The following is a 20,109-nucleotide window of genomic DNA, read 5'->3' as shown; positions in this document are numbered from 1 at the left end:
AACTATAACTCCGCTAAGTCCGTCAATTTATAATTCGGACTCTTTTTTTCATATTCTAAATAATTACCAGATAGTTCTTCAATGGATTCTACGTTAAAGTCAGTTTGAGATTCAATTGCCTCACGGACCTTAATAGCTGAATCTGATTGAGTATACAATGTTTCAGTTGTTTCTCTGCGTGGATTTTTAATTTTGTTATCTTGATATAAAACTTTATAAATCAAAAAATATTCCTCCTTAAATTTTCTGAGTAGTGAATTTCATTTAGCAACCGCCTAACAATTACATAAATGTTACCACAACTGTTGTTTAAAGTATATAAACACTGATTAGCACTTAATTAAACGATGATAACGTCAGGTTCTTTTTCAAATGGATCATTTTTGTTTATATGATCATAAAAAAGATGTCCATGAAGATGATCAATTTCATGCTGACAAACAATAGCTGGATAGTTTTTAACACGAATAGTTTGTTTATTTCCATCAAAATCTTGATAACGAACAGTAATACGGGCGCTACGAGGTACATAACCAGGAATGTCTTTGTCGACTGATAAACAGCCTTCACCTTCAAAGAGTTGAGCTTTTTGAATAGAATTAGAAATAATAACAGGATTAATTAATGTCAATTTCAAAGCATATTTTTTTGTTTTATCGGCATCATCAGCATCTTCGGCGGGCACTAAAACGCAAGCCATTTGTTCTGAAACACCTACTTGAGGAGCTGCTAGACCGACGCCAGCACGTAAATGATGCTTTTGGGCAAAGTCAGGATCTTGACTTTTGATTAAATATTCCATCATATCAGAAGCTAATTTTTTATCGGCATCACTAAGAGGAAACTGAACAGGTTGAGCAATTTTTCTTAATACAGGATTGCCATCGCGAACTATATCTCTCATCATATACATTTTTAAATAATTCCTTCTTCATATAAATTTTCCACTATCTTATTATAACGATAAATTGCTGTTGAATAAACTAGAATTTATGTAGCTAAAAATATTTTATGTGGTTGATTTAGAGCGATTGATATTTGTTTCACAAAGAAATATTATTTTTTTTCTTGTGTTAAATTTAAAACATGATAAACTAAGTACTGGAAACCTTTACAGATAAGCAAAGGAACATTGTGAAAGGAATGAATAAAATGGCAAAAAAGTCAATAGTTGATTTTGCAAAAATCAAAGAGAACTTGGCAGAAACACCAAAGCCAATTCAAGTAGTTGATGAGGATGCAAAAATCGTTGATCAAGATACTTTTAAGAATTTTACAGATGATCAATTAGTAGAATTTATGAAAAAAATGGTTTGGGAACGTGCTTTACATGAACAAACAATGAATTTTTCTCGCCAAGGCCGGATGGGTTTTTATGCACCGACAGCTGGTGAGGAAGCTACAGAAATGGGAACTGTAATGGCAATGGAGAAGCAAGATTATTTATTGCCAGCATATCGTGATATTCCCCAATTAATCCAACATGGTGCAACTGTGACTGAAGCATATTGGTGGTCACGTGGACATGTTAAAGGGAATGAATTTTCTGCTCGAGCATTAATGCCACAAATTATTATTGGAGCTGCTTACCTAGAAACAGCTGGTGTAGCTATGGGTCTTAAGAAGAATGGTGAAGATGCCATTGCATTCACTTATACTGGCGATGGTGGTACTTCTCAAGGTGACTCCTATGAAGGTATGAATTTTGCTGGTGCTTATCAAGTTCCTGCATTGTTTATTGTGCAAAATAATGGTTATGCTATTTCTACTCCACGTAAGAAACAAACAGCTGCTGTTGCTTTAACACAAAAGGCTGTAGCTGCTGGCATTCCAAGCGTACAAGTTGATGGTATGGATATTTTAGCTTGTTATTCAGTAGCAAAAGCAGCTCGCGAGTTTATTCTCGCAGGTAATGGTCCAGTTATGATTGAAACTTTAACAGACCGTTATGGCGCTCATTCTTCTGCTGGTGATGATCCTAGTCGTTATCGGACAAAAGAAGAACAACAACCTTGGTTAGATCGTGATCCGTTGATTAGAATGCGGAAGATTTTGACTGATAAAAAACTTTGGTCAGAAGAACAAGAAGATAAATTAGTTGAAGAATACAAAGCCTCCTTCAAAGAAGCTATTAAAGAAGCTGATGCAGTAGAACCTGAAAAGGTATCCGATATGTTGAAGCGTACTTTTGAAGTTCCAACCCCAGCACTAAAGGCTGAAATTGCAAAATTTGAAGAAAAGGAGTCTAAATAACATGACAAAGAGAAGTTATATTCAAGCAATTACTGATGCTTTAGACATCATGTTAAAAGAAGATCCGAAAACTTTGATTTTTGGTGAAGATGTTGGTAAAAATGGTGGTGTCTTTAGAACTACACAAGGATTGCAAGAAAAATATGGAGAAGATCGTGTTTTTGATACTCCATTAGCCGAATCAGGCATTATGGGCTTAGCCGTAGGCTTAGGTTTGACCGGTTGGCGTCCAATTCCAGAAATTCAATTTATGGGTTTTACTTTTGAAGCAGTGGATTCAATTGCTGGACAAATGGCTAGAATGCGTTTTCGGTTTAACGGAAAGAAAAATAGTCCAGTTACAATTAGAACTCCTTATGGTGGCGGTACTCATACTGCAGAAATGCACTCTGATAACTTAGAAAATTTCTTTACTGGCATTCCAGGTTTACGAGTAGTAATGCCAAGCAATCCTTATGATGCTAAAGGACTTTTAATTTCTTCTATTGAAAACAACGATCCTGTATTGTTCTTAGAGAATTTAAAATTATATCGTTCAGTTAAAGATGATATTCCTGATGGTAAATATACTGTTCCTTTAGACAAAGCCAATGTAGTTCAAGAAGGTAATGATATTACTGTTGTTGCCTATGGCGCTCAAGTTCAAGAAGCACAAAAGGCTGCTGAAGAATTAGCTAAAGACAATATTTCTTGTGAGGTAATTGATTTACGGACTGTTTCTCCAATTGATACAGAAACTATTTTTAAGTCAATTGAAAAGACTCATAAAGTGGTTATTGTACAAGAAGCTCAAAAAATGGCTGGCATTGGTGCTCAAGTAGCTTCTGCAATTGCTGAAGATGCAATTCTTTCCTTAGATGCTCCTGTTGGACGTGTAGCTGCCCCAGACAGTGTATATCCATTTGCACAAGCTGAGGAAGTCTGGATTCCAAGAAAAGCAGAAATTATTGAAAAAGTCAAAGAAATTATTAACTATTAATATTTGAAGGGAAGAAATAAATATGGCATTTAAATTTAAATTACCTGAGCTAGGCGAAGGCATGGCTGAAGGCGAAGTTGCCAACTGGTTAGTTAAAGAAGGCGACGAAGTTAAAGAAGATGATTCTTTAGTAGAAATTCAAAATGACAAGTCAGTTTCCGAGTTACCATCACCTGTTTCGGGTAAAGTACAAAAGATCGTTGCACAAGAAGGCGATACTGTAGAGATTGGTGATACCTTAATTATTATTGATGATGGTTCAGCTGATACAGGTGACGATGAAGAAACTGCTAATGCAAGTTCAGATGATAAGGCTGCAGCTAATGATGCTGATGAAAAGCCAGCACCGGCGGCAGAAGCTACAGGAAGTGCTAATGCTAACTACTTAGCAATGCCATCAGTGCGTCAATATGCTCGTGATAAGGGTATTGACTTAGCAAAAGTTACTCCATCAGGAAAACATGGTCAAATTACTAAAGCAGATATCGATAACTTTAATGGTTCAAGTGTTCAAGAAGCTACTCCTGCAGCAGCGGCTCCTGCTCCTACAAGTGAGCCAGCAGCAACACCAATTGCTCCTTACAAGTCCGATGCTCCAGAATTAGAAACTCGGGAAAAGATGAGCATGACTAGAAAAGTTATTGCAAAAGCAATGACAGATAGTAAACGGATTACACCACATGTTACTAGTTTTGAAAGTGTTGAAGTTTCTGCTTTAATGGCTAATCGCAAGAAATACAAACAATTAGCTGCTGATCGCGGTATTAAGTTGACCTTCTTACCTTACTTGGTAAAAGCAATTGTTGCTGTGCTAAAGGAATTCCCAGAATTTAATGCTTCAATTGACTCAACCACTAATGAGATTGTGTATAAACATTATTATAATATTGGTATTGCTACTAATACTGATCATGGCTTGTATGTGCCAAATATTAAGAATGCTGATTCTAAAGGTTTATTTGAAATTGCTAAAGAAATCACTGAAAACACACAAGCTGCTTATGATAATAAATTAAGTGCAGCTGCTATGCGTGGTGGTTCAATTACAATTAGTAATGTTGGTTCTATTGGTGGTGGCTGGTTTACACCAGTTATTAATCAACCAGAAGTTGCTATTTTAGGTATGGGTAAGATTGCTAAAGAACCTTATGTAGCTGAAGATGGTTCAATTAAAGTTGGTAATATGCTTAAGCTTTCAATGAGCTATGACCATCGTTTGATTGATGGTGCTTTAGCACAACAAGCTCTAAATAAATTGAGCGAATTATTACATGATCCAGATATGTTGTTGATGGAGGGTTAATTGAAGATGGTTGATGTTGAAGAAAAAGATACTGTAGTTATTGGTGCTGGACCTGGTGGCTATGTTGCTGCTATTCGTGCTGCTGAATTAGGTCAAAAAGTAACAGTTATTGAAAAAAGTGATAGTTTAGGTGGCGTTTGCTTAAATGTTGGTTGTGTTCCTTCTAAAGCTTTAATTCAGGCAGGACATCGATTACGTCATGCTGAACATTCAGAACTTTACGGAATTACTACAGGTAATATTTCTTTAGACTTTACTAAGTTACAAGCATGGAAAGATTCTAGTGTTATTCAGAGAATGACTAGTGGGGTCAAAATGCTTTTAAAAAAGCACAAAGTTGAAGTTATTTATGGTGAAGCTTTCTTAGATAATAATAATCAACTACGTGTAATGGATCCTGGCCCACGTCAATTTATGGATAATGGTGGTGGACACACGATTAAATTTAATAATTTAATCTTAGCTACTGGAAGTCGTCCAATCGAAATCAAGGGCTTTAAATTTGGTGGTCGAATTATTGATTCTACAGGTCTTTTAAATATTAAAGAATTACCAAAAGACTTAGTTATTGTTGGTGGCGGCTATATTGGAACTGAGTTGGCTGGTGCTTTTGCTGATTTGGGTTCTAATGTCACTATCTTAGAAGGAACATCTCAAATCATCCCTAATTTTGAACGCAGTATGGTTTCTATAGTTGAAAAGCATTTAAAAGAAAAGGGCATCAAGATTGTTACAAATGCAATGGCCAAAAATGCCAAAGACAATGGCGATAATGTTGAAGTAACTTATGAGGTAGATGGTAAGGCTGAAGTTATTAAGACTGATTATGTAATGGTGTCTGTTGGTCGTAAACCTAATACAGATAATTTTGGTCTAGAAATGACAGATGTTAAGTTAACTGATCGTGGATTAGTTGAAACAGATGAACAAGGACGTACTTCAGTTGATAATATCTTTGCTGTTGGTGATATTACCTCTGGTCCAGCTTTAGCTCATAAAGCTTTCTTCCAAGCAAAAACTGCAGCTGGTGCAATTTCTGGTAAAAAAACTGCTAATGATTATATTGGTGTACCATCAGTATGTTTTAACGATCCTGAAATGGCTAGTGTTGGCTTGACCGAAGCCGAAGCTAAAGAGAAAAAATTGGATATTAAGGTTGGCAAGTTCCCATTTGCTGGTAATGCGCGGGCAGTTTCTGTTGATAGTACAGATGGTTTTGTGAAATTAATTTCTGATAAGAAGACAGGTACTATTTTAGGAGGACAAGTGGTTGGTCCTAATGCCAGCGATTTAATTTCTGAATTGAGTGTGGCTGTAAATTGCCAACTTAATGAAGAAGATCTTGCATTGACAATTCATCCACATCCAACTTTAGGTGAACCAATTCAAGAAGCAGCAGACATTTTGATTGGTTATCCAACGAATATTTAAAGAAACATCTTGAAAAATCGGCGGAAAACCGCCGATTTTTTTGTATTATCAGAAGTGGACACGTTATAATGAGAATTATTAAAGAGTGAAGGTTTAACAATGACAGATATTATAACAATTCAAAATAACGTGCTTACCATACTAGAAAAAGTGAAGATGCAATTAAGGACTAATCCACATTTTGATAGTGTTAAAACTAAATCTAATCAAAATGATCTTGTCACTAATCGAGATATTCAAATTGAAAAAGAAATTGTGGCATATTTAAATGAAAAATTTCCAAATGCTAAAATAATTAGTGAAGAAGGATTTGGTAACCATCCATTAGATTTATCTGGATTAGTCTTTTTTGTTGACCCTATTGATGGAACTATGAATTTTGTGAAATCACATGATCAATTTGCTTCAATGATTGGAGTTTATAATAATGGGCAACCATTGTTTGGAGCCATTCTTGACGTAATACAAGATCAAATTTATTATGGTGGCCCTAGCATTGGTGCATTCGTTAATAATCAAAAAATTCCTATTTTAGCAGATCCGCCACTAAACGAGGTTTTGATTACGGTTAGTAACCATTTATTACAAAGTGAAATGCCCAAATATCAAAAGTTAGTAGCCAAGAGTAGTGGATTAAGAATTTTTGGCAGTGCAGGAATAGTTTTTACACGTTTATTATTGGGCAAAGAATACCTTTATATAGGGAAATTTAAGCCATGGGATTTGGCGGCTGGTTTAGCAATTGGTCAAGCCATAGGAATTAATGCAACTACTATTGACGAAAAGCCTATAAATATGATAAAATCACAACTTGTAATTGTCGGAACTAGGTGCGCTACACAACAAGCACTGGATGTGATTTCCAGAGTTTAATAGGCTGTGATTGCAACCAATCACAGCTTTTTTATACACAAATCCGAGAAAGATTGCACGGAAGGAAGCAAAATATTGAAAATAAGAGAAGATATTCGTAACATCGCTATCATAGCCCACGTTGACCATGGTAAAACAACCTTAGTCAATGAACTTTTAAAACAGTCTGATACTCTTCCTGAACATATGGAAATTGGTGATCGTGCGCTTGATTCAAATGCGATTGAAAAAGAACGTGGTATTACTATTTTATCTAAGAATACTGCTGTGGATTATAAAGGAACTAAAATTAATATTTTAGACACACCAGGACATGCCGATTTTGGTGGCGAAGTAGAAAGAATCATGAAGATGGTTGATGGCGTTTTGTTAGTTGTTGACGCCTATGAAGGTACTATGCCACAGACTCGTTTTGTATTAAAGAAGGCTTTAGATCAACATTTAACACCAATTGTCGTAATTAATAAAATTGACCGAGATGGGGCACGTCCTGCAGAAGTAGTAGATGAAGTCTTAAATCTATTTATTGATTTAGGTGCAGATGAAGATCAACTAGATTTTCCAGTTGTTTTTGCTTCTGCTGTGAATGGAACTTCCAGCTATGATGCAGATCCTGCTACTCAAGAGCATACAATGGATCCCATTTTTGATACAATTGTAAAAACTATTCCTGCACCAATTGATAATAGTGATGAACCTTTACAATTTCAAGTAGCGATGCTAGATTACAATGATTATGTTGGTCGTGTTGGAATTGGCCGTATTTTTCGTGGCAAAATTAAAATTGGCGATCAAGTTTCCGTTTTAAAATTGGATGGTTCTAAGCAAAACTTTCGGGTTACTAAAATGTTTGGTTTCTTCGGTTTGAAGCGAGTAGAAATTCAAGAAGCTAAAGCTGGGGACCTAATTGGGCTTTCTGGCATGGAAGATATATTTGTCGGAGAAACTGTAGCACCTGTAGATCATCCAGAAGCATTACCAATCTTGCGTATTGATCCACCAACCTTAAGAATGACTTTCTTACAAAATGATTCTCCTTTTGCTGGTAGAGAAGGCGATAAAGTTACAGCTCGCAAAATTCAAGATCGGCTAGAGCAACAATTACAAACTGATGTTTCTTTACGAGTTGAAGATGCCGGGATGGCTGGTGCGTGGATCGTTTCTGGCCGTGGCGAGTTGCATTTATCAATTTTAGTTGAAGAAATGCGCCGTGAAGGATTTGAACTCCAATTATCACGCCCAGAGGTTATCTATCAAGAAATTGATGGTAAGGTTTGCGAACCTTTTGAATCAGTTCAAATTGATACTCCTGATGAATACGTTGGATCAATTATTGACTCTATGGCACAACGTAAGGGTGAAATGAAAAACATGGAAAGTACCGGTAACGGACAAACTCGTTTGGTATTTTTAACACCTTCACGTGGTTTAATTGGTTATTCATCTGAATTTATGTCCCAAACTGGTGGTTATGGCATTATGAACCATACTTTTGAGCAATATTTACCTGTAATTAAGAATTGGGAACCAGGAAGACGTTCTGGAGCGCTTGTATCAATTAATCAAGGAGCTTCGACTACTTATAGTCTGCAATCAGTAGAAGACCGTGGACAGCTATTTATTGGTGCTGGTGTTGATGTTTACGAAGGAATGATTGTTGGCGAAAGCAGCCGTGACCAAGATATTGCTGTAAATGTTACCAAAGGTAAGAATTTAACTAACACACGTGCTTCTGGTAAAGATCATGCGGCAGCAATTAGAACTCCAAAGACTATGTCACTAGAACAATCAATTGAGTTTTTGAATGAAACTGAATATTGTGAAGTTACACCAAAAAGTGTCCGTTTGCGTAAAAAGATTTTAAATACAAATGAACGGCGAAAAGCTGATAAAAAACGTAAAATGGGTAAGCAAGAATAGAAAACTTGAGCGGACATTACAGTCTGTTCAAGTTTTTTTAATAGTATTATATCTGTTTTTAAGTTAACTCAATAATTCAATGTTATAATAAACTTCATTAGAACGATTGGGGAATTAGTATTGAAAATCAAATTTAAAAATATTGATTATTGGATTTTAATTCCATTTTTATTGTTAGCTGCAATTGGGATTGTTATGGTCTATTCTGCTAGTTCTAGTGCAGCCACTTTGCAAGGGTTACAAAGCACTACTTATCTTAAACGACAAATTATATTTGTCATAATTGGTTTATTTTTATGTGCTTTTTTTTATTTATTAAAAATTAATATGTTGCGTTCTAAATTCTTCGTTCCAGATTTTTTTCTATTTGTTGTGGGTTTATTAATATTTTTACTAATCTTGAAGCATTTTAAACCATCAGTTGCAGTCAATGGTGCTGCCGCTTGGATCCATTTGGGTCCTATTAATGTTCAACCTTTGGAATTAGCAAAGTTGTCTCTAGTGCTTTATTTAGCAAAAATTTATAGTTCGCGCATGTTGCGTATCAGACAACTACCATTTCAAAAAATGATGAAAGAAATTTTACCGCCGTTATTCTTAACAAGTATTATTATTTATTTAACTCTGAAACAACCAGATTTAGGTGGTGCCGCTGCATTAGCAGCCATTATGTTGTTGATGTCATTTGCCTCTGGAATGGATTTAAAATATGTACTGGGAATTGTTGTAGTTTTGACTACTGCGTTTGGGTTTGGTTATTTTTGGCTAAAACAACAAGTTTTAAATGGCAGTTCCGCTTCTTCATATCAAATACAGCGTTTATTGTCTTTTTATCATCCTTTTCAGTTAGAAAAAGCTGGTGGCTCGCAATTAGTAAATTCTTATTATGCAATTAATAACGGCGGTCTATGGGGACGTGGATTGGGTAATAGTATACAAAAATTAGGATATTTGCCAGAGCCTTATACGGATTTTATTTTATCTATTACCAGCGAAGAATTAGGTGTTGTAGGTGTAATTATAATTTTAGGCCTATTATTTATTTTAATTGCGCGCATTGTTTATTTAGGCTTGCGTGCTGATGAGGTTTATTTGTCATTATTGAGTTATGGAATTGCAACAATTCTCTTTGTTCAAACGGTATTTAATGTTGGTGGTTTGCTGGGTGTTTTGCCGATTACTGGTGTAACCTTGCCATTTATTAGTTATGGTGGATCCAGTATGTTAGTTTTATCATGTTGTATGGGGATTATGTTAAATGTTTCTATTAATTTGCGTCAGCAAAAAAATTTAAATTAACTATGAAAGAGCGATTTATATGGACATCACATCACGCCAAGAAATTATAGTTTGGTTATCGAATGGTCATTTAAGTAAAAAACTACGGCGCTTTGGTACAGTAATTTATGTTTCCTTTAAGATGAAGTATCTGATTATGTATGTAAATAGTGATCAGTTGACAGAAAAAATTACCCAGATTTCCAAACTTTCTTTTGTGAAAAAAGTAGAGATTTCACCACGTCAGGATTTAAAAACTGATTATCATGAAGATAATGCTTATGAACCAACTGATATTAAGCAAATGGAGGAAAATTAATGCGGGTAATTGCTGGAGAACTAGGAGGATTATCCTTAACAACAGTTAGCGGCCGTAGTACACGTCCTACGGGGGCTAAAGTTAAAGAAGCAATGTTTAATATTTTAAATCCTTATTTAACTTCGAAAACTATCGGAGTAGACTTATTTGCTGGAAGTGGAGCATTAGGAATTGAAGCAATTTCCCATGGTATCGCCCAGATGTATTTAGTTGATAAGAGTCATGCTGCAATTAAAGCAATTAAAGCCAATGTATCTAAAACACATTTAGATGACAGGTTTAAAATTTTACCAATATCAGCTCAGCAAGCCACGCAACAGTTTATTCAAAAGCAATTGAAATTTGACCTTTTAATCTTAGATCCACCTTATGTTCAACATGTTAATCCAGACATTGTTGCAACTTTTATTGAGAATAAATTATTAAATGCACAAGCAATAATTTTATTAGAAACAGATTATGATTTACAAGATCGGCATAGAAGTGATTGTTCTGTAATTGCTGCTAAACAGTATGGACAGACTTTTGTTGAAATTTGGCAATATAAGGGGAAATAAATGGCAAAAATTGGTGTTTATGCAGGTAGTTTTGATCCTGTGACAAACGGACATTTGGATATTATCCAACGTGCTAGTAAACTTTTTGATCAACTGTACGTTGTTATTATGAATAATACAAGTAAGAAATACACATTTACTTTTGCTGAGAAGCAGGAATTATTAAAAAAATCATTGCTACCTTTAAATTGCTCCAATGTGGAGGTTAAAACTGCGGCTAATCAATTAGTAGCACAAGTAGCTCATGAACTTGGGGCACAATTTTTAGTTCGTGGATTACGCACTGCAGCGGATTTGAACTATGAAATTTCGATGCAGCAAATTAATCATCTTCAAAATAATAAACTAGAAACAATGTATTTAGTATCACAGCCGCAATATATGTATGTAGCTTCCAGCATGATTAAAGAGGTAGCTAGCTATGGTGGTCGTGTTACAGATTGGGTGCCTGAACCAGTAGCTCTGGCATTACACCAAAAGTTAGGAACACAATCATGAAAAAACATCGTAAATTAATTGTTATTACTAGTGTTGTTTTACTTCTACTTTTGGTGTTTTTGCCACTGCCTTTTTTTGTTGAGTCTCCAGGGTCAGCTCAGCCTACTGCAGATGTTATCTCTGTAAATCAGCGCCATGATCGTCATAGTGGCAAGTTTTTATTTACAACAGTGGAATTGACAAGTGCAACACCATTATCAATGGTTATAGCAGCTTTTGATCCATTTCGAGAAGTTGAGTCACGTCAAGAAATAATGGCAGGTGACAACACCAAAGAATATTTGCAGATGCAAAGTTATTTTATGGAAAATGCCAGTAACAATGCGGTAGAAGCTGCATTTAAAAAAGCCCATCGCAAATACCAGAAGGATTATAAGGGTATTTATGTCATGTCACTATTGCCCAAGTCAAACTTTAAAAATCATCTTCAAGTAGGAGATATTGTCTCTAAAATTGATGGTCATCGATTTTTAAGTTCAAAAGCATTTATTAAATATGTCAAATCGCAAAAAGTTAATCAACGCGTGACAGTTCAATATCAACGTCACGGTAAGACATATCATACTCGTCAAAGATTAATATCTATGAATAAAAAGCAACGTCCTGGCTTAGGAATTAGTTTAGTTGATCATGTTAAAATTCATACACAACCTAAAGTGAAGATTAATGCTGGCGACGTTGGTGGTCCTTCAGCAGGATTAATGTTTAGTTTGCAGGTTTATTCGCAATTAACTCAACAAAATTTAACTAAAAATCGTATTATAGCAGGTACTGGTACTATTGATGCCAAAGGCAAAGTAGGTGCGATTGGTGGAATTGATAAAAAAGTTTACGCCGCTAATCGTGAACACGCACAAATATTTTTTGCCCCGAATGATCCCGTGACTAAAAAAATCTTAAAAATCGATCCTCATTATCAAAATAATTATACAATTGCGAAAAAAGCAGCCGCTAGATTAAAAACAAAAATGAAGATAGTTCCTGTAAAAAATTTAGATGATGCTTACAATTATTTAAAAACACATCGGTAAAACGATGTGTTTTTTTGTAATTATAAATTGGGTGATGAGATTGGATAAATACGTAATATGGGTGAAAAACCATTTAAAATTAGTAGGTATGTTAGTGTTGACCTTAATAATTTTAATTTGGCAATTTTGGCCAACAGTTAAAGTTAATAATAATGATGTTAATTTTGATCAACCAAAAGCTACTAAAAAACTGGCAAATAAGGAGGCAACAACCAAAACTAGCAAATGGATCATTGTTGACGTTGAAGGCGCAGTTAATAAACCTGGAGTATACCACCTGTTACCAACTGCTCGAGTTTATGATGCCATTCAGCATGCTGGTGGAGTGACTGAGCAAGCAGATTTGCAGGCAATTAATCAAGCTCAAAAAATACATGATCAAAGTCAAATTTTTGTACCAGATAAAAATAATAATGCAGCTAGAGTTGCCAGTAGTGGGGACGTCAATTCAGCTAATAGTAATGCTGGAATAGAAAAACAAGTGAATCTAAATACTGCAACTATAGAGCAATTACAAAGTTTAGATGGTATTGGTCCTAAAAAGGCTGAACTAATTATCAAATATCGTCAAGAAAAGGGAAATTTTAGTAAGATTGAAGATTTAACTAACATTCAAGGAATCGGAGAAAAAACACTTGAAAAAATTAAATCTCAAATTACAATTTGATAATCGTGGCTGGTATATCTTCCCAGTTTTGGCTTTAGAATTAACAATTGCAATTGTAACTACTAAAACTATAATTTTATGGATATTATTATTATTAATGTTAAGTTATACAGTATTTAGGAATCAACGTTATGGATTATTACTGGAAATATTTTTTATGATTGGATTAGGTGTCTGTTTAACTCAACATCCAAATTTAAAAGCACCTCATATTAATCAAATAATCGTTAATCCGGATCAACTAAAGTTGAAAAATGATTGGTTGTCAGGAGTTGGTCAATTAGCTGATGGACAAAAAGTAAGTTTTGGCAGTAAAATTAAAGCCAATACACGTTTACCAAACTCAACATTATGTCTTCAGGGAGACTTTCAATGGCAAACTATTGCACCAGCGACTAATAAAGGTGAATTTGATTTTCAAAAATATTATCAGTATCAAAAAATTTATTATCGTGGCGTAGCTACACATATTAAAATTATAAAAGTATCTCCAAATAATAATTTCCTATCAAGAATTCATTCTTTTCGATTTTTTTGTTTGCAGTCTTTAAAAAAGCTACCTCATTGGCTGAATGTTAACGCTAGAAGTTTATTATTAGGTGATTTTGATTCTAATGAGACTTCTTTGCGGCAAGGTCTAACTAATCTAGGAATCATTCATATTTTTAGTATTTCTGGATTACATGTTTATTTATTGATTGACATTTTAATTAAGATAACTTCAATTCTTCGGATTCCGCGTGAACGTGTAGAAATTGCTTTATTATTTATATTGCCAATTTTTGCAGTAATAGCAGGGTCAGGAGTCGGGGTTTGGCGTGCTAGTGGATTACAAATTATTCAAATAATTCAAAAACATCTAAATTGGAAAATATCCAAGCATGATTGTTTTGCTATCGTATTATTAGGTCAAACAGTCTTTACGCCTTATGTATTGTTTTCATTAGCAGGACAGTTAAGTTATTTATTGTCATATGGACTAATTGTTATTCAAGCTCCTAAAACTTGGCAACGTTCGATTTTGATTAACTTTTTAAGTTTGCCGCTAATTATTTTTCATAGTTATAGTTTTAGTTGGTTAACTTTTTTGGCCAACATCCTTTTAACTCCAGTTTTTGAAAGTTTAATTATTCCCATAACTATTTTTAGTTTATTTATTCAAAAATTTAAGTTATTATTGGAGATACTAGAAAGACTATTTGCACTGATTTATACACCTGTGACAGCTTTAGCCAATGCTAATTGGACGCAAATTACAATAGGACATTTAGACATCATTGTGACTGTTATTTTATTAGGCCTTACTTTGATATGGTTATCTGAATTTCATAGCCATTGGGTAAAAATATTGATAGTAGTCTATTGTGGTTGTATTTTATATAATCATTTTCCTTTAAGCGGACAAGTAACAATTATTGATATTGGACAAGGAGACAGTATTTTGTTAACAACTCCTATCTTTCGCAAAACTTGTTTAATTGATACTGGAGGAAAATTAGCATTTGGTCACCATAAAAATACTAATAATCGCGTTGAACAAATAACTATTCCATATTTAAAATATCAAGGTATTACACATTTAGATTATGTTTTCTTATCACATCAAGATGCTGATCATATCGGAGATTTACATGTTTTATTACAAAAATTTCCAGTAAGACGCGTTTGTTTTGCAGATGGAATGCAAAATAACCGAGCTGTAGCAAGACAATTAAGACCATTCCAGCAGCAAGTACAGTTTATAAAAATGCATTTAGGTGATACAGTTGCAGTAGCACCAGAATTACATTTAAAAGTCGTTTGGCCTAATCACTTATCCAAGGGAATTAATGAAGATTCTTTAAGTTTAATAGCTGCAATTCAAAATAAACGCTGGTTGTTTACAGGTGATTTAAATCGTGCCAATGAGTTGAAATTATTTAAATCCAACTACCATATTGATTATTTAAAGGCAGGTCACCATGGTAGTAAAACTGCGAGTGATCCGCAATTTTTAAAAAAGATTAATCCTCAACTAGTGCTTATTTCAGCGGGGAGACATAATCGCTATGGTCATCCTCATCCTGAAACCATGGCTAATTTAAAAAAATTAAAAATTCCAGCTTTAAATACTGCGGACCACGGAATGATTATTTGGAATTATAGTTATTGGCACCAACAAACTTGGAAAGTATTTTCAAAGGAAAACATCAAATGAAAGTTAAAGAGTTAAGTAATTCCTTCAAAAAACAAATTGCTCCCATTTATTTAGTGTTGGGATCAGAATCACAACTACAAGATCAAGCACGGCAAATTTTCTTACAATTATTACCCCCTGAGGAATTAGAAATAAATTTTGCTGAATTTGATTTAGAAGAAGAAAACCTTGAAGAGGTGGTGGGTGAAGCCAATTCAATGCCCTTTTTAGGTGAGCGTCGCTTAATTTTTGTAATTAATCCTGAATTTTTGCAAGGTGGCAAAAACACTACTGTTGTTGAACAGGATTTAACATTATTTTCAGAGTATTTAAAACATCCTCAGCCAACTACAACTTTAGTAATTTTTGCCCCTTATGAAAAAATTGATAAACGCAAAAAATTAACTAAATTATTACAAAAAAACTCAGAGTTAGTAGATGCTGGTAAGCTTAATTCTAATGAATTAACAACTGTTTTAAAACAACAAATAGTTACTGCTGGTTTTCAAATTGAAGATGAAGCTTTAACGCAGTTAATTCAAAGAAGTAATAGTGATTATTCATTAGCTAATTCCGAATTAATTAAGTTATATACTTATGCAGCTAAGACCCATAAAATTACTATTAACGCTGTCAAAGCATTAGTTCCACAAACTTTAGATAATAATGTTTTTGATTTACTAGATGCTTTATTACACAATAATTTAGCACAAGCCAAATTGTGCTATCAGCAATTATTATTGTTAAAAAATGATCCGATTGCCTTGGTGGCGTTGGCCATAAGTCAGATTCGCTTATTATTACAAGTAAAAATTTTAAATAAGCGGGGAATGTCATCTGGTAAGTTAGCTAATTATCTTCAAATACATCCTTATCGGATTAAGTTGGCTTTACAACAAGAATCGCGATATTCTTTATTTAAATTAAAAAAGGCCCTGTATGATTTAATTGAGATGGATTACTATATGAAAACAGGTCAGGGTAATAAAGAGTATTTGTTTGAACTATTTATGATTAATTTCACCCAAACTTACAAATGAGAATGACAAAAGGCGTTGAAACAATTGTTTCAACGCCTTTAATAATTTAATTATTTGCTAATTTTAGAAGCTAAACGTGATTTATCACGAGCAGCCTTATTTTGCTTGATTAAACCCTTGGTCTTACCCATATCAATTGCGCGAGTAGCTTGTTTGTATAAATCTTGAGTTTGTGGGTCATTGTTTGCAGCTGCTTTTTCAAACTTTTTAATTGCGGATCGCATTGCACTTCTTTGTGCAGATTTACGTTCGTTAATTTTTTCAGATTGACGTACGCGCTTCATAGCAGATTTAATTTGTGGCATCTTATCACCTCCGTACCTTTACTCAATACTTCAAAATTATACTCGAAGATTACATGATTTGCAACATACTCATGCTTGATTTATTGATTAAAATTCGGTATATTAGAGGTTGTTCGTAGCTTGGCAAAGTTGGTTGCATCACCAGCGCCTGCCTTGTCTTGCTGAATAAATAGAGAAAAGGTGGAAATAATGGCAATTACTAAGGAACAAAAACAAGAATTAATTAGTAAGTATGGACGTAAACCAGGAGATACTGGTTCTCCTGAGGTTCAAATTGCAATTTTAACTAACGAAATTAATAATTTGAACGATCATTTAAAGACTAATAAAAAGGACCATCATTCTTATGTTGGACTTTTAAAGAAAATTGGTCATCGTCGTAATTTGTTAGCGTATCTTCGTAATAGTGATATTAATCGTTATCGTGAATTGATTAAGAGTTTAGGTTTGCGTCGTTAATTTTAAATCCCTCATTTTGAGGGATTTTTTATTTGCTTTTATCTTGCTCATAGGAAATTTATTTTAAATGTGCTACAATAAAACAAATATCTTCTAGTTGTCATTGATGACAGTAAAGTTTTTCTGAATTGTTATTATTAATGATGAATTTTAATTTGAGAAAGGTGAATTTGTTGGCAAATTTAAATATTGTGCCCTTGGGTGGGTTACGCGAAAACGGCAAAAATATGTATGCTGTTGAGTATGGTGAAGAAATTGTAATTTTAGATTGCGGATTGCAATATCCTGAAAATGAATTATTTGGAATTGATGTAGTAATTCCTGATTTAACATATATAGAAGAAAATATTGATAAAATAGTGGGAATATTTTTAACACATGGACATGCTGATGCCATTGGGGCTGTACCTTATTTAGTAGGAGACCATGATATTCCTGTTTTTGGTTCTAAATTAACCATTGAGCTTACCAAAATTAATGTCGGTAATGATAAACATAGCCGCCATTTTCGTAATTTTCAAATTATTGATGCCCAAACTGCAATTGATTTTGAGAATATTAGTGTCTCGTTCTTTAAAACAACACATTCAATTCCTGATTCATTAGGGATTGTTATTAAGACACCGGTAGGCCAGGTTGTTTATACAGGTGATTTCAAGTTTGATCAATCAGCCATAGCTATGTATAAAACAGATTATCAACGGTTGGCAGATATCGGTAAAAATAAAGTTGTAGCGCTCCTCAGTGATTCAGCTAATGCGGAGTCTCCTTACCCTGCTGCAGATGAACGTGATATTTATACTTATATTTGGGAAACATTTGAATATCAGCAGGGAAGAATTGTTGTCGCTTCAGTTGCATCTAATATTTTACGTATGCAGCAAATTTTTGATGCTGCCCAAAAATTAAATCGAAAAGTGGTTTTAACAGGACAAGATGCTTCTAAAATTGTTCGCACAGTAATTAAACTGGGTTATCTGAATGTGGATGACGATTTATTAGTGAGCGCGCGTGAAGCTGAAAAAATGCCAAAAGATAAAATCTTAATAATTGAAACTGGTAGAATGGGCGAGCCGATTAAAATTTTACAAAAAATGGCAACTAGTCGCCATCACTTTTATCATATTGAGCCAGGCGATTTTGTTTTTATTGCCACAACCCCATCTCATGCAATGGAAACTAATGTGGCCAAGACACGTGATTTAATTTTCCGTGCAGGTGCTGAGATTAAATCCTTATCAGATTCTGGATTATATACTTCAGGGCATGCATCTAAGAGTGACTTACAATTAATGATTAATTTATTACATCCGCAAAATGTTATTCCTGTGCAAGGTGAATATCGCTTATTAAACGCCCATTCTAAAATTGCAGCAGAAACCGGATTAGATAAAAATAATATTTTTCTATTACAAAACGGTGATGTTTTAAGTTATGAACAAAATAAATTTCATTTAGCACCAGCAGTTACGGCAGGTGATACCATGATTGATGGTATTGGTATCGGTGATATTGGGACGATTGTGCTGCGTGATCGAAAATTATTGTCTGACGATGGTGTATTTGTAGCAGTAGTTACTATTGATCGCAAAAAGAAAAAAATCGTTGCTCCACCTAAAGTTACAGCTCGTGGATTTGTTTATTTACGTGAAAATCGACAGTTACTCACAGAAAGTTCAGAAGTAGTAGTAAAAGCTGTGCAGAATAATCTCGATAATAAAGAATTTGATTGGACGCATCTGAAGCAAGATATTCGTGAGGATCTCAATCATTTTCTTTGGAATAAAACTAAAAGACATCCAATGATTTTACCAGTAGTTATGGAAGTTAACCAAAATCGGCATCGTAATAGTCACAAATAATATTAAAATTTAAAAGTCTGGAAGAAAACTAATTAAGTGTTTTTCTACCAGCCTTTTTATTATTTTAGGTAAAATATGGCAAACACACACATTCAAAAATTACTAAAGCAAGCACAACAGCTACTTGCAAAAAAGCAATACCTAGCAGCTGCAGATCTTTATGAACAAATATATTTACAAGAACCAACTTTTGAAATGGAGCGACAGTGGGTCCAAGCACTACATTTGGCACATCATAATCAAAAAATTTTAACTGTCTTAAAAAACTCATGGCCACAATATTTAAATAAACCTGCCGATACGAAGCTCTTATTGGAAGGTTTAATAGCTAAACATGATTTTATAGCTGCTTATCAAGTTTTATTACAGATTAATTGGCACAACCCACCTCAAAAAGTTAAATTTCGTCAATTAATTAATACAAGACAATTAGCCTTTGCTCGAACTAATGTAAAGTACCAACACGAGTTACAAAACCAAGTTTTAAGCGTTTTGACATTATCTTTAGACGAACAAGTTGATTTGATTGCTCAATTGCATCAGCTGTCTTTGCAAGAATTTTTGCGTATGAGCAAATTACTACTCACTAATCCGTATTTGCATCCTTTGATTAAAGCAGGGGTGACAGAAGATTTAGTGAAATTAAAAATTTCTACTAAGATGGAAATTAATTTTTATGGTAAGATAAGCCATTTTGAACCACAGCGTTACCCATTAATTGCAGATTTAAATGCAGTAAAAAATATGCAAGCTCTTTTAACAAATTATCAGCATCTTTCTGAAGATAACAAACAAGCAATTAGCGGCGAGTTAAATTTATATGCAGCAATGCTGTATCCTTATACTGATGACATCATTTTAGAGCCACAATTATGGGTAGATTTAACTTTACAACATTTTGGCTTTGAAAAAACAGTTCAAACTCTTGAAAAAGACGCAAAAGCTGGTAAAGTAGATATGTGGTTGAGTAAGCTTGGAGAATTATTAAGTTTATTCAATTAAATTTAAATCAATTCTGGAAAATCTATTTACATTTTCCAAAAGGATTTATATACTACCAAGGTAGATATTTTTGGTGAGTATAACTTTGTTTTTTGTCCCCAAAAGTAGTATAATTTCTGCATAAAGAGTCGTTTTTGCAAAGCTCTTTATATTTTT

At 34.0% G+C, this 20,109-nt stretch carries 20 protein-coding genes; 17 read left to right on the top strand and 3 right to left on the bottom strand.

Annotated elements, in window-relative coordinates:
- Positions 1–2: 2 nt before the first annotated feature.
- Both DS830_RS03735 and def read right to left on the bottom strand, forming a co-directional pair.
- Complete coding sequence (locus tag DS830_RS03735; protein WP_118902041.1) at positions 3–224, bottom strand: DNA-directed RNA polymerase subunit epsilon; 222 nt, start codon at positions 222–224, stop codon at positions 3–5.
- A gap of 116 nt (positions 225–340) precedes the next feature.
- Positions 341–913, bottom strand: coding sequence for a peptide deformylase (gene def / locus DS830_RS03730; RefSeq protein WP_118908299.1), 573 nt, complete (start codon positions 911–913; stop codon positions 341–343).
- 239 nt (positions 914–1,152) lie between these two features.
- Between def and DS830_RS03725 the strand changes: the two genes are divergently transcribed.
- The 14 genes from DS830_RS03725 (at position 1,153) to holA (ending at position 16,325) form a co-directional block, all read left to right on the top strand.
- A complete protein-coding gene (locus DS830_RS03725; RefSeq protein ID WP_118908298.1) occupies positions 1,153–2,253 on the top strand; it encodes a thiamine pyrophosphate-dependent dehydrogenase E1 component subunit alpha in 1,101 nt (366 codons plus the stop codon).
- A 1-nt stretch (position 2,254) separates the two neighbouring features.
- Positions 2,255–3,232, top strand: a complete 978-nt coding sequence (locus DS830_RS03720; protein ID WP_118902032.1) for an alpha-ketoacid dehydrogenase subunit beta — start codon at positions 2,255–2,257, stop codon at positions 3,230–3,232.
- Between the two features lie 22 nt (positions 3,233–3,254).
- On the top strand, positions 3,255–4,535 hold the full coding sequence (locus tag DS830_RS03715) for a 2-oxo acid dehydrogenase subunit E2 (protein WP_118908297.1): 1,281 nt from the start codon (positions 3,255–3,257) through the stop codon (positions 4,533–4,535).
- Positions 4,536–4,541: 6 nt separating this feature from the next.
- Positions 4,542–5,966: a dihydrolipoyl dehydrogenase gene (lpdA, locus tag DS830_RS03710; protein WP_118909097.1), complete on the top strand. Its 1,425-nt coding sequence runs from the start codon at positions 4,542–4,544 to the stop codon at positions 5,964–5,966.
- A 99-nt stretch (positions 5,967–6,065) separates the two neighbouring features.
- Positions 6,066–6,839 (top strand): inositol monophosphatase family protein, encoded by a 774-nt coding sequence (locus tag DS830_RS03705; RefSeq protein WP_118908296.1) that lies wholly within the window; start codon positions 6,066–6,068, stop codon positions 6,837–6,839.
- Positions 6,840–6,914: 75 nt separating this feature from the next.
- A complete protein-coding gene (gene typA / locus DS830_RS03700; protein WP_118902023.1) occupies positions 6,915–8,759 on the top strand; it encodes a translational GTPase TypA in 1,845 nt (614 codons plus the stop codon).
- A gap of 120 nt (positions 8,760–8,879) precedes the next feature.
- Complete coding sequence (locus DS830_RS03695; protein WP_118908295.1) at positions 8,880–10,058, top strand: FtsW/RodA/SpoVE family cell cycle protein; 1,179 nt, start codon at positions 8,880–8,882, stop codon at positions 10,056–10,058.
- A 19-nt stretch (positions 10,059–10,077) separates the two neighbouring features.
- The gene (locus tag DS830_RS03690; RefSeq protein ID WP_118902018.1) at positions 10,078–10,356 is read left to right on the top strand and encodes a YlbG family protein; all 279 of its coding nucleotides are present in this window, start codon (positions 10,078–10,080) and stop codon (positions 10,354–10,356) included.
- Positions 10,356–10,913: a 16S rRNA (guanine(966)-N(2))-methyltransferase RsmD gene (rsmD, locus tag DS830_RS03685; protein WP_118908294.1), complete on the top strand. Its 558-nt coding sequence runs from the start codon at positions 10,356–10,358 to the stop codon at positions 10,911–10,913. The genes DS830_RS03690 and rsmD overlap by 1 nt, the downstream gene beginning before the upstream one ends.
- A complete protein-coding gene (gene coaD / locus DS830_RS03680; RefSeq protein ID WP_118908293.1) occupies positions 10,914–11,411 on the top strand; it encodes a pantetheine-phosphate adenylyltransferase in 498 nt (165 codons plus the stop codon).
- Positions 11,408–12,442: a SepM family pheromone-processing serine protease gene (locus DS830_RS03675; protein WP_118908292.1), complete on the top strand. Its 1,035-nt coding sequence runs from the start codon at positions 11,408–11,410 to the stop codon at positions 12,440–12,442. The genes coaD and DS830_RS03675 overlap by 4 nt, the downstream gene beginning before the upstream one ends.
- A gap of 40 nt (positions 12,443–12,482) precedes the next feature.
- Entirely contained in the window at positions 12,483–13,109 is a 627-nt protein-coding gene (locus DS830_RS03670) for a helix-hairpin-helix domain-containing protein (protein WP_162887502.1), read from the top strand.
- Complete coding sequence (locus DS830_RS03665) at positions 13,078–15,306, top strand: DNA internalization-related competence protein ComEC/Rec2 (protein WP_118908290.1); 2,229 nt, start codon at positions 13,078–13,080, stop codon at positions 15,304–15,306. The genes DS830_RS03670 and DS830_RS03665 overlap by 32 nt, the downstream gene beginning before the upstream one ends.
- Entirely contained in the window at positions 15,303–16,325 is a 1,023-nt protein-coding gene (gene holA, locus DS830_RS03660; protein WP_118908289.1) for a DNA polymerase III subunit delta, read from the top strand. The genes DS830_RS03665 and holA overlap by 4 nt, the downstream gene beginning before the upstream one ends.
- A gap of 50 nt (positions 16,326–16,375) precedes the next feature.
- Here holA and rpsT read toward each other — a convergent pair whose 3' ends face one another.
- Entirely contained in the window at positions 16,376–16,630 is a 255-nt protein-coding gene (gene rpsT / locus DS830_RS03655) for a 30S ribosomal protein S20 (protein WP_118901997.1), read from the bottom strand.
- Between the two features lie 189 nt (positions 16,631–16,819).
- On the opposite strand from rpsT, the gene rpsO reads away from it, so the two are divergent.
- The 3 genes from rpsO (at position 16,820) to DS830_RS03640 (ending at position 19,953) form a co-directional block, all read left to right on the top strand.
- Positions 16,820–17,089: a 30S ribosomal protein S15 gene (gene rpsO, locus DS830_RS03650; protein WP_118901994.1), complete on the top strand. Its 270-nt coding sequence runs from the start codon at positions 16,820–16,822 to the stop codon at positions 17,087–17,089.
- Between the two features lie 173 nt (positions 17,090–17,262).
- Complete coding sequence (locus DS830_RS03645) at positions 17,263–18,951, top strand: ribonuclease J (protein WP_162887501.1); 1,689 nt, start codon at positions 17,263–17,265, stop codon at positions 18,949–18,951.
- Positions 18,952–19,026: 75 nt separating this feature from the next.
- Positions 19,027–19,953: a hypothetical protein gene (locus DS830_RS03640; RefSeq protein WP_118908288.1), complete on the top strand. Its 927-nt coding sequence runs from the start codon at positions 19,027–19,029 to the stop codon at positions 19,951–19,953.
- Positions 19,954–20,109 lie beyond the last annotated feature (156 nt).

The sequence above is a fragment of the Bombilactobacillus bombi genome (genome assembly GCF_003522965.1).
GTDB lineage: Bacteria > Bacillota > Bacilli > Lactobacillales > Lactobacillaceae > Bombilactobacillus > Bombilactobacillus bombi.
Note: the sequence above shows the minus strand (reverse complement) of the source record. Positions and strands in the feature narration are given on the sequence as shown.

What these genes read in the sequence shown, in the direction of transcription:
- coaD (WP_118908293.1), top strand. Translation starts at nt 10,914, where the DNA reads ATGGCAAAAATTGGTGTTTATGCAGGTAGTTTTGATCCTGTGACAAAC.
- DS830_RS03715 (WP_118908297.1), top strand. Translation starts at nt 3,255, where the DNA reads ATGGCATTTAAATTTAAATTACCTGAGCTAGGCGAAGGCATGGCTGAA.
- DS830_RS03675 (WP_118908292.1), top strand. Translation starts at nt 11,408, where the DNA reads ATGAAAAAACATCGTAAATTAATTGTTATTACTAGTGTTGTTTTACTT.
- lpdA (WP_118909097.1), top strand. Translation starts at nt 4,542, where the DNA reads ATGGTTGATGTTGAAGAAAAAGATACTGTAGTTATTGGTGCTGGACCT.
- DS830_RS03640 (WP_118908288.1), top strand. Translation starts at nt 19,027, where the DNA reads ATGGCAAACACACACATTCAAAAATTACTAAAGCAAGCACAACAGCTA.
- DS830_RS03725 (WP_118908298.1), top strand. Translation starts at nt 1,153, where the DNA reads ATGGCAAAAAAGTCAATAGTTGATTTTGCAAAAATCAAAGAGAACTTG.
- DS830_RS03690 (WP_118902018.1), top strand. Translation starts at nt 10,078, where the DNA reads ATGGACATCACATCACGCCAAGAAATTATAGTTTGGTTATCGAATGGT.
- rpsT (WP_118901997.1), bottom strand. Translation starts at nt 16,630, where the DNA reads ATGCCACAAATTAAATCTGCTATGAAGCGCGTACGTCAATCTGAAAAA.
- def (WP_118908299.1), bottom strand. Translation starts at nt 913, where the DNA reads ATGTATATGATGAGAGATATAGTTCGCGATGGCAATCCTGTATTAAGA.
- holA (WP_118908289.1), top strand. Translation starts at nt 15,303, where the DNA reads ATGAAAGTTAAAGAGTTAAGTAATTCCTTCAAAAAACAAATTGCTCCC.
- DS830_RS03705 (WP_118908296.1), top strand. Translation starts at nt 6,066, where the DNA reads ATGACAGATATTATAACAATTCAAAATAACGTGCTTACCATACTAGAA.
- rpsO (WP_118901994.1), top strand. Translation starts at nt 16,820, where the DNA reads ATGGCAATTACTAAGGAACAAAAACAAGAATTAATTAGTAAGTATGGA.
- DS830_RS03720 (WP_118902032.1), top strand. Translation starts at nt 2,255, where the DNA reads ATGACAAAGAGAAGTTATATTCAAGCAATTACTGATGCTTTAGACATC.
- rsmD (WP_118908294.1), top strand. Translation starts at nt 10,356, where the DNA reads ATGCGGGTAATTGCTGGAGAACTAGGAGGATTATCCTTAACAACAGTT.